The following is a 301-nucleotide window of genomic DNA, read 5'->3' as shown; positions in this document are numbered from 1 at the left end:
CGGAAAGCGAAGAAAGGAAGGCTTTTTAGACGCGGTGAGAGACTCCGGAGCCGGTACAGACCGGGTGCCCTGCGCGGAAGGCAAATTCAGCATGGATTCGGGATATGAGCAGACTAAGCTTCTTTTGAGCGCAAATCCTGAGATTGATTCCATATTCTGCGCTACGGACAGCATTGCCATAGGCGCTGTGGCGTATCTGCGGGAAATCGGAAGACGGGTCCCGGAGGAGATTCAGGTTGCCGGGATTGGTGATTCAGAGACGGCCAGGGTATGTGTGCCAAGGCTGACCACTGTCCACTAC

The 301-nt window shown here is 55.1% G+C and carries 1 protein-coding gene; it reads left to right on the top strand.

Going from position 1 to position 301, the window contains the following annotated elements:
* The coding region (locus NE473_RS31260; protein WP_256265654.1) for a substrate-binding domain-containing protein at positions 1–301 on the top strand (301 nt) is incomplete at both ends.

The sequence above is a fragment of the Hungatella sp. SL.1.14 genome (assembly GCF_024460495.1).
Classification (GTDB): domain Bacteria; phylum Bacillota; class Clostridia; order Lachnospirales; family Lachnospiraceae; genus Hungatella; species Hungatella hathewayi.
Note: the sequence above shows the minus strand (reverse complement) of the source record. Positions and strands in the feature narration are given on the sequence as shown.